The sequence below is a fragment of the Pontibacter rugosus genome (genome assembly GCF_042678745.1).
Lineage (GTDB): Bacteria > Bacteroidota > Bacteroidia > Cytophagales > Hymenobacteraceae > Pontibacter > Pontibacter rugosus.
On sequence record NZ_JBHTLD010000008.1, the window covers coordinates 38,466 to 47,744 of the forward strand.

Annotated in this window: 7 protein-coding genes; 5 read left to right on the top strand and 2 right to left on the bottom strand. The window is 47.2% G+C overall.

Annotation, left to right across the window (positions count from 1 at the left end; all coding sequences use genetic code 11):
* Positions 1–29: 29 nt before the first annotated feature.
* Positions 30–2,357: a penicillin-binding protein 1A gene (locus ACFQ2O_RS02050; RefSeq protein ID WP_377522505.1), complete on the bottom strand. Its 2,328-nt coding sequence runs from the start codon at positions 2,355–2,357 to the stop codon at positions 30–32.
* Between the two features lie 194 nt (positions 2,358–2,551).
* Between ACFQ2O_RS02050 and ACFQ2O_RS02055 the strand changes: the two genes are divergently transcribed.
* The 4 genes from ACFQ2O_RS02055 to ACFQ2O_RS02070 all read left to right on the top strand — a co-directional run bounded on the left by ACFQ2O_RS02055 (position 2,552) and on the right by ACFQ2O_RS02070 (position 5,425).
* Positions 2,552–3,055, top strand: coding sequence for a hypothetical protein (locus ACFQ2O_RS02055; RefSeq protein ID WP_377522506.1), 504 nt, complete (start codon positions 2,552–2,554; stop codon positions 3,053–3,055).
* A 95-nt stretch (positions 3,056–3,150) separates the two neighbouring features.
* Positions 3,151–3,939 carry a class I SAM-dependent methyltransferase gene (locus ACFQ2O_RS02060; RefSeq protein WP_377522508.1) on the top strand — a complete coding sequence of 263 codons (789 nt, stop codon included), beginning with the start codon at positions 3,151–3,153 and terminating at the stop codon, positions 3,937–3,939.
* Between the two features lie 89 nt (positions 3,940–4,028).
* Positions 4,029–4,907 (top strand): UbiA family prenyltransferase, encoded by an 879-nt coding sequence (locus tag ACFQ2O_RS02065; protein ID WP_377522509.1) that lies wholly within the window; start codon positions 4,029–4,031, stop codon positions 4,905–4,907.
* 44 nt (positions 4,908–4,951) lie between these two features.
* The gene (locus ACFQ2O_RS02070; RefSeq protein ID WP_377522510.1) at positions 4,952–5,425 is read left to right on the top strand and encodes a hypothetical protein; all 474 of its coding nucleotides are present in this window, start codon (positions 4,952–4,954) and stop codon (positions 5,423–5,425) included.
* A gap of 429 nt (positions 5,426–5,854) precedes the next feature.
* Here ACFQ2O_RS02070 and rho read toward each other — a convergent pair whose 3' ends face one another.
* Positions 5,855–7,687, bottom strand: coding sequence for a transcription termination factor Rho (rho, locus tag ACFQ2O_RS02075; protein ID WP_377522512.1), 1,833 nt, complete (start codon positions 7,685–7,687; stop codon positions 5,855–5,857).
* 287 nt (positions 7,688–7,974) lie between these two features.
* Here rho and serS point away from each other — a divergent pair, with 287 nt between their 5' ends.
* Positions 7,975–9,246, top strand: a complete 1,272-nt coding sequence (gene serS, locus ACFQ2O_RS02080) for a serine--tRNA ligase (protein ID WP_377522514.1) — start codon at positions 7,975–7,977, stop codon at positions 9,244–9,246.
* Positions 9,247–9,279: the final 33 nt, after the last annotated feature.

Here is a 9,279-nt window from a genome sequence, read left to right on the forward strand (position 1 = left end):
CTTTTTAACTTATCAAATCTTTTCTGCTGCTACAGCATATTACCCATGTTCAGCAGCTCCAGTACCGAATCTACGGCAGCGGAGTCTGGCACAGTCTGCCTGGGCAGTACGGTGGTGCAGTTATACTTCTTATTGATTTTAACTGTAGGCCCCGGAAAGCGGCCCATAGTATAGCCTAAGGAGGTGTCTTTATACATACGCTCCATAAAGAGACCAAATACCGGCAGGGCCGTTTTAGAGCCCTCTCCTAACTGAGAGGTGCGGAAGTGGACACTGCGATCTTCGCCTCCTACCCAAACCCCTGTTACCAAATCTTTTGTTACTCCCATAAACCAGCCATCAGAGTGGTTAGAGGTAGTACCTGTTTTACCTCCAATCTCGTTTCCTTTCCAGAGGTCATACTCCCAAAGCGCCTGCGATGTACCACCTGGTTCCTCCATGCCCCCTTTCAGCATGTGCATCATCAGGAAAGCTGTTTCCTCGCTTAATACCTTCTTTTGCTTTGGCGTGAACTGGTGTATCAGGTTGCCGTTGCGATCTTCGATACGCGTGATGAACATTGGATCAGTGTGAAAGCCGTGGTTCGGAAAAGTACCGTAAGCCCCTACCATGTCAAAGATAGAAACATCGCTTGGACCCAAACCAATGGAGGGAACCGCTTCTAATGGACCATTTATACCTAATCGCTTTGCATATTTCACCACTGTTTCCCAGCCTACTTTCTCTGTTAGCTGTGCCGTAACGGAGTTTACTGATTTGCCCATGGCACGGCGCAAGGTCATAGGGGCACCCGTATATTCCCAATCGGCATTAGTAGGAGACCAACTCTTCTTCTCGCCCTTCTCTACATAATTTATGGTAATGCGCTTGTCAACAATCTTGTCGCAGGGCGAGTAACCATTGTCGATAGCCGATACATAGACAAAAGGCTTAAACGTTGAACCTGGCTGCCGGCGTGCCTGCTTCACGTGATCATACTTAAAGTACTTGAAGTTGATACCGCCTACCCACGCCTTGATATGTCCGGTAAAAGGATCCATGGTCATCATACCGCCATGCAGAAAGTGCTTGTAATACGCCAGCGAATCCAGCGGGCTCATGGTAACTGTCTTCTCTAAAGAATCATTGTCCCAGGTAAACACCTTCATTTCACGTGGGCGGTTCAACTCACGATTAATAGCCGCCTTATCATCGCCATACTTGTCTTTCAGGCGCTTGTAGTAGGCTGTACGCTGGATAGTCTGTTCAATGAACCCCGGAATTTCTTTGTCTTTTTCGTCAACCCACGGATTTCTTCCCTTCCAGTGGTTATCAAAGCGTTTTTGCAGCTTTCGCATGTGCTCTTCCATAGCTGCTTCGGCATGCGCCTGTATGCGGGAATCGATGGTGGTGTAGATCTTGAGCCCGTCGCGGTACAAGTCATACCCGTTTTCTTTGCACCACTCTTGCAGGTAATCGGCCACGGCACCTCTAAAATAAGTAGCTGGGCCATCGTAATGGTTTTCTACGCTATAATCTAGCACCAACGGCAACTGGCTTAGCGAGTCTGCATCGGCTTTTGGAAGGTAGCCATACTTCACCATCTGCCCTAAAACCGTGTTGCGGCGGCGTGTAGCGTTGTTTGGGTTAAAGCGGGGGCTATAATAAGTAGGTGCCTTCAGCAAACCGATAAGTACGGCTGCCTGCTCTACCTTCAGGCTATCTGGCGATGTATTAAAAAAGGTGTTAGACGCTACTTTTATACCAAATGAGTTAGAGCCAAAATCGACCGTGTTCAGGTACATCGCCAGAATTTCTTCTTTGGTATAGCGCTGCTCCAGTTTTATAGCCGTCAGCCACTCCTTTGTCTTGGAAATAACAATATTTAACCCGGGGATATAGCCTAAAGCCCCCTTTGAGTTATCGGTACGTGTTTTATAGAGGTTTTTAGCCAGCTGCTGCGTGATAGTACTCGCACCCCGGGCATCGCCTTTAAAACTGCCATATACAGCTGAGGCGATAGCTTGCGGATCTATACCTGCGTGCTCATAAAAACGTGCATCCTCTGTAGCAACTAGCGCCTGAATGAGCCGGGGAGACATTTCTTTGTAACCAACAGGGCTGCGGTTCTCACGGAAGTACTTTCCTATTAGCTGCTCATCGGCTGTATATAGCTCCGAAGCCTGGTCAGAGCGAGGGTTCTCTAATCTGTCGAGGCTTGGGGAGGAGCCAAACAAGTAGAATAAGTTATACTCTACACTTAGCAGGTAAATAAGCAGGATTGCTGCCCCCAGGAAAAAAAATTTCCAGACGAAGCGCACTACTTTTTTATAGGCTGGTGTTTTAGGCTCTTGTACTTTTTCTTGCTCTTTCGGCATTGCTATCAAACAGAGGTTTCCCTGCAAAAATTCCTTTTCACATTTCAAACAAAACGACTGCAAAGATACCTTTTGTACACAACTTACAAGGAATATGCTGTACAAAACTTCGTGAATGGGACACAAAGCTACCATCTGTGGCAGGCGCTGGTTATCTTTGCCGTAAACGCTACAGATCACTTACCTGGTTAAACATGCAAGCAACAGTACAACAGGCTTTTAATAGAGTAATAGGATTACAGCTTACTAAAACTACCCGCACCGAGGCAGTGCAGTACTTTCACTTTGGGCATACCCACTATACTACCCCACAAGGTCTGGTGCTGGATGTAGGCGAGCTAACACTGGCCCTGAACTGCCCGTGGCAACTTCTCCAGCCTTCTGGGGCCACCATCAAACAAGAGGAAATATTTATCCGCAGGCGCGAAACAGGTTTGCCATCCCCGGTATGGGACTGGAAGAAGCCGGGCTCCAGCATGAGCGACCAGCGCTTGATGGAGTTGATAAACGATAACCCGAATCTGGTAGTGGAGCGCATAGAGCAGCAGGACGCATTAGGCTTAATGCTATACTTCAGCGATGGCACCCGTTTATCTGTATTGCCTGACCCCACAAAGGCAGTTGCGGAGTACTGGCAGATTTTCAGTAACACTGGAGACGGCCTCCGCGTTGGAGCCAGCGACGAAGGTATAGCTTAACAAGCTTATACTTGTTGCAGGCCTCCTGTCAGCGACAGAAACGGAAACAGCAACTTTTAAAGCGGAGGTAGAGTAACTCATCTTAAAAAGAGCCTTTGAACCTCCGCCTACAGCTTTTCGAGTTAGAAGACCAGCCTTGGTTTCCGCACACCATCAGGCAGGGCATGCTTGATTTTCTTCGCTTCATGATTACGAAACTAAATGCGTATGAAGCCGCGCTGCCACTCTTGCAGGAGTTGCTGGAACGAACGCAGCAACAGCACATAACCGACCTTTGCTCTGGTGCAGGCGGAGGCATAGCTGCCATCCAGCAGCAACTGAGCGAACGCATGGGCAGTACCATTGGCATTACACTTTCCGATCTTTACCCAAACATTACAGCTTACCAGTACCTGCACCACAAATCCGGAGGCAGTATAGCCTATATTCCTGAACCTGTAAATGCCACTGCTGTGCCTGAAAGTGTAGCTGGCGTACGTACCATTTTCTCCTCGTTTCATCATTTTCCGCCTGCCACAGCCAAAGCCATACTACAGGATGCAGCAGACAAGCGGGCAGCCATTGGAATTTTTGAAGGCGCTCGAAAAAGTTGGCTGGAAATGCTGTTGCTATGGCTGGCTTTCCCCTTCCTTATACTTGTAGTAACGCCTTTTATAAGGCCATTCAAGATCAGCAGGCTGTTCTATACATATATTATTCCGCTTATTCCGTTAGGTATAATCTGGGATGGCACAGTTTCATTGCTGCGTATATACCCGCCGGAGCAGCTGCAACGTATGGCAGAAGAGGTAAACGTTACCGACTATACCTGGCGCTCAGGCCGTGCTGGAGCTGGAGTCGGTAAAAATGTTATTTACTTAATAGGATACCCTAAGCCTATCTAATTTAATCTGCTTCGGTTAGTAAAGTGCTGCAGCCAATGTTAAAGACTTTTATAGTATACCAAACAGCTAAGCTATATAATTCATGGTAAATGACTAGCTACCGAAATGCCCTCACGCTCATGCGGATTCCTTTTTCGGTATACCTGATGCCGATTTTCTGGTTTGCCCTCAGCACGATGCATCATGTTGAGCTAAAGCGGGCAATCGCTGTTTTCCTGATTCTGCACCTCCTCGTTTACCCCGCCAGTAATGGCTATAACTCCTATTTTGATCGGGATGAAGGTAGTATTGGAGGCCTCAAGCATCCGCCGAAGGTAACACGCCAGCTAATGCACCTCGTGTTAGTATTCGATATACTTGCAGTACTTTCGGCACTTATACTTTCTCCGCTGTTCTCTAGTTTTATTGCTTTATACCTGCTCATCTCAAAAGCTTACAGCTACGATGGCATTCGCCTTAAGAAATACCCTTTCCTGAGTACCTTTGTGGTTACTTTTTTTCAGGGAGCCTTTACATACACGTTGGTGCAAGTAGGTACAGGTATGCCACTTAAACAGGTGCTTCAAACACCTAATGTATGGTTTGCGCTTGTCAGCACCTTGCTGCTCTGCGGCTCCTACCCCCTTACTCAAATTTATCAACACAAAGAAGACTACCAACGTGGCGACCGCACCCTTAGCCTAATATTAGGCATCAGAGGCACTTATCTTTTCTCAGGGCTAAGTTTGCTCACAGGAGCCAGCTTACTGTTATGGCTATACTTGACTACCGAGCAAGCCCGAAACATATTTGTTTTTATAGTGTGTACAGCACCCATCGTTTACTTCTTTGCAAATTGGGTAATGCGCGCGTTACGAAACCGGCAGGCAGTCAATTATGAGAATACAATGCTGATGAACAAGCTTTCTTCTATCTGCATCAGCACTGCTTTTATCCTGATCCTGCTGATGCGGATATGGATGCCGTAAACTTAGCTCTGTAAAAGCGTATAAAAAACATAAAGCATGTCCCTATGAAATTTTTAGATGCCCTAGTAGCAGGCATAGCCGGTACAGCCGCCATGACTGCCTTTTTATACTTGCTCTCTTTTGCTACACGCCGGGTAATGAAAGTTATCCGCATCTTAGGCACGATGCTGCTCAACCGCACACAAGCAGATGGCAGCTTATCAGGCGACGCTAGCACTAAAGTAGTAGGCACGCTGGCACACTATGCTATAGGCATCTTTTTTGCCCTGCTATACCTGGCTCTCTGGGACGCTGGCGTGGGTGCCATCACTGCTTCCTGGGGCTTATTTTTCGGATTTGCAAATGGGTTAGCAGGTATGGCCGTATGGTTCTTCTTCTTTATGCTACACCCTCACCCACCACTCATAAGGCTCCGCACGTACCTGAACACCCTTATTTTCGCACACATCATTTTTGGGTTTGTTGCTACCTACACTTTTTACCTTCTGCTACAGCCAGCTTATGATTTCTGGTGGTAGATCTTCTTCGCAATTATGAATCAGGGATGGTTACTTTGGCAGCAAATACCTTACATGTTCGCAAGAGTTGAGTAGGTGGCAAGTTCCTTAAACTGATGTGCATAGCTGCTGTCATGCTATCTAACTACCCCTAGCCCCTCCTTGCCTAAGGAGGGAAATTTACCTTGTCCCGACTGTCTCCTCTGTAGCAAGTATAGCCAGCGCTAAGTAGGTATGGCTCTGCGAGCCAGTAGAGCTGGAAGCTCTACAACATAGTAGGCATTAGCTACAAGCTAGCGTCAGCAGGAAATAAACAGAAACTATGGAAGAATAGCAGCGGCAGACTAAGGCTAAAGATCAGAAAACTTTAATGGTTAAGTATAAAACAAAACAGCCTGCCACACATAAAGTATGGCAGGCTGCAAGTATAAAGTATGTTAACGGCTACTGTTAGCTGTTCATTGAAATCAGGAACTCCTCGTTGCTCTTGGTGCCCTTCATTCTGTCTTTCAGGAACTCCATAGCTTCGATAGAATTCATATCCGACATGAACTTGCGCAGTATCCAGATACGGTTTAACTCGTCTCTGTCCATCAGCAGGTCTTCGCGGCGTGTACCAGAAGCAGGCACGTCGATAGCAGGGTAAACGCGTCTGTTCGCCAGTTTGCGATCCAGCTGCAGTTCCATGTTACCAGTACCTTTAAATTCTTCGAAGATTACCTCATCCATCTTAGAACCTGTATCGATCAGGGCAGTAGCGATGATCGTAAGTGAGCCGCCGTTTTCAACGTTACGGGCAGCACCGAAGAAGCGCTTCGGCTTGTGCAGCGCATTCGCATCCACACCACCTGATAAGATTTTACCAGACGAAGGAACTACAGTGTTATAAGCACGCGCCAGACGTGTAATAGAGTCAAGCAGGATAACTACATCGTGGCCACATTCTACCATGCGCTTCGCCTTATCCAGCACAATGCTTGATACTTTTACGTGACGCTCTGCTGTTTCGTCAAAGGTAGAAGCGATTACCTCTGCCTTTACACTACGGGCCATATCTGTTACCTCTTCCGGACGTTCGTCAATCAGCAGGATCATCAGGTATACTTCCGGGTGATTCTCTGAAATAGCGTTGGCAATCTCTTTCAGCAACACAGTTTTACCTGTTTTAGGCTGCGCCACAATCATACCACGCTGGCCTTTACCTATTGGGGCAAAAAGATCCAGAATACGTGTTGACATTTGGCTTGGGCGGGTTGTAAGCTGTAAGCGCTCCTCTGGGAAGAGTGGCGTAAGGTGCTGAAACGGAATGCGGTCACGGATTTCCTCTGTGGTACGTCCGTTTACAGTTTCTACTTTAAGCAGGGCGAAGTACTTCTCTCCTTCTTTCGGTGGGCGAATCTGGCCTTTTACCGTATCACCTGTCTTTAATCCGAAAAGCTTTATTTGAGATGGAGATACATAAATATCATCCGGTGAGGCAAGGTAGTTATAATGGGTGGAACGCAGGAAGCCATACCCATCCTGCATCAGTTCCAATACGCCCTCGTTCAGGATAATGCCATCAAACTCTTTAAAGTTGTTTGAATTAGCATTCTGTTGTGAGTTGTTACGGCGTTGGTTATTTTGGTTATTATCGTTGCTGCGGTTGTCGTTACGGTTCTCTCTGTTGTCCGTTCTCTGTTCCCTGCTGTCGTTGCCGCGGTTGTCGTTTCTGGATTCTCTTGTATCCTGGCTACGAGTATCCTGACGGTTATTGTTATCTCTGCTATTATCGTTGTTGCGGCTTTCGTTGCGGTTGTCGCGTGCATCGCTGCTACGGTTGTCCCTGGTATCGTTGCGGTTTTCCTCTTTGCTTTCGCTACGAGGGTCGCGGCGCACACGCTCCCGGCTGTTCTGGGAACCATGATCTTTTACAGGTGACTCGGCAGGAACAAAAGCTTGCGGTGCGCTTTCAGCGCTTTTTACTGTTTGCGTACGTGCGCGTTTTTCCGTTTTTACGGGTGCTTCAGCACGCTTTGTTTCTACTATAGGAGTGCTAATGGTTGGCTCAACAACAACAGAATCTGTACTTTCAGCTGGTGCAGCAGGCATAGAAGAGGCTTCAGGCGCAGGTGAGTTGTATTTTTTGGATAAGCTTTCAGGTGGGGTAACGGCTTGCTGATCCAGAATTTTGTAGATGATTTCTTGTTTGCTAAGTTTTTTAAAGTTCTTAACGCCCAGGTCCTCAGCAATTTCTTTGAGTTCTGAAAGAAGCCTATCTTTCAATTCTTCAATTTTATACATAAATAATGGTATGGTAGTTAACTTAACTTGCCAGGTTCCGCGGTACACGGCCAAAGCGAGAGATTTAGTTTTTTGTCAGGAAATATAGAATAGATTGCGAAAGAGTCAGATAGGCACAGGAATACGGCCCTCCTCAATTGTACCACAATGTTATTGCAATGCCTTTTAATTAACAAATATTACGGGGCATTTTATACAAAAAGTTTCAAATTTCACTTAAAATATTTCGTAAAGGCCTCTAGATAGCTAAAAAAGTCTATTTTTGTGCTTATACATAACCCTTAACTATGCTACAGCTAACAGTTTTAAGAGAGCAGACCGAGCAGGTAATTGCTGGTTTGAACAAGAAAAACTACAAAAATGCGGCCGAAGAAGTAGCCGCTCTGCTGGAGCTCGACCAGCAGCGACGCCAAACCCAGAACGAGCATGATTCACTTCAGAGCCGCGCCAACTCCCTTGCAAAAGAAATTGGTATGCTCATGAAGAATGGCGAACGAGAAAAAGCAGAATCCGCTAAAGCCGAAACGTCCGAGCTAAAGCAGAAAACCAAAGCACTAGCTGAGCAACTCTCATCAGTAGAAGATGAAATTCAGAAAGCTTTATATAAACTACCGAACCTGCCGCACGAAAGTGTGCCTGCCGGCAGAAGCGCAGAAGATAACGAGGTAGTACTGGAGCACGGCACCATTCCGCAACTACACGAAGGAGCGCAGCCACATTGGGAGCTGATCCAGAAATACGACATCATCGACTTTGAACTTGGCAATAAGGTTTCTGGCGCTGGATTCCCCTTTTATAAAGGCAAAGGTGCCCGTCTGCAACGCGCGCTTATCAACTTCTTCCTGGATGAAGCCATGAACGCTGGTTACGTAGAGGTACAGCCACCTATTTTGGTAAACGAAGCTTCTGGTTACGGTACTGGCCAGTTACCAGACAAAGACGGCCAGATGTATCATGCTACCGCAGATAACCTGTACCTGATTCCAACGGCTGAGGTGCCGATTACGAATATGTACCGCGACGAGATCGTTCCTGTAGATAAACTGCCGATCAAGAATACTGGCCACACCCCTTGCTTCAGACGCGAAGCTGGTTCGTGGGGTGCTGATGTGCGCGGCCTGAACCGCCTGCACCAGTTTGATAAGGTGGAGATTGTACAGGTAACGCTGCCGGAAAAATCTTACGAGGCGCTGGAGGACATGAGCCAATACATTCAGGGGCTGCTGCAGAAACTGGAATTGCCGTACCGCGTGCTGCGCCTATGCGGTGGTGATATGGGCTTTACCTCTGCCCTCACCTACGATATGGAAGTATACTCTACTGCCCAGGGGCGTTGGCTGGAAGTGAGCTCTGCCTCTAACTTTGAAACCTACCAGGCCAACCGCCTGAAGCTGCGCTACAAGAACGAGGGAAAAACGCAGTTGCTGCACACGCTTAACGGCAGTGCACTGGCCCTGCCACGCATTGTAGCGGCCATACTTGAGAATAACCAGACGCCGGATGGCATTAACATGCCAAAGGTGCTGCACCCGTACTTAGGGTTTGACAAAATTTCTTAGCTTTTTTAAAAGAGTTACTCAGATACTCTTTAT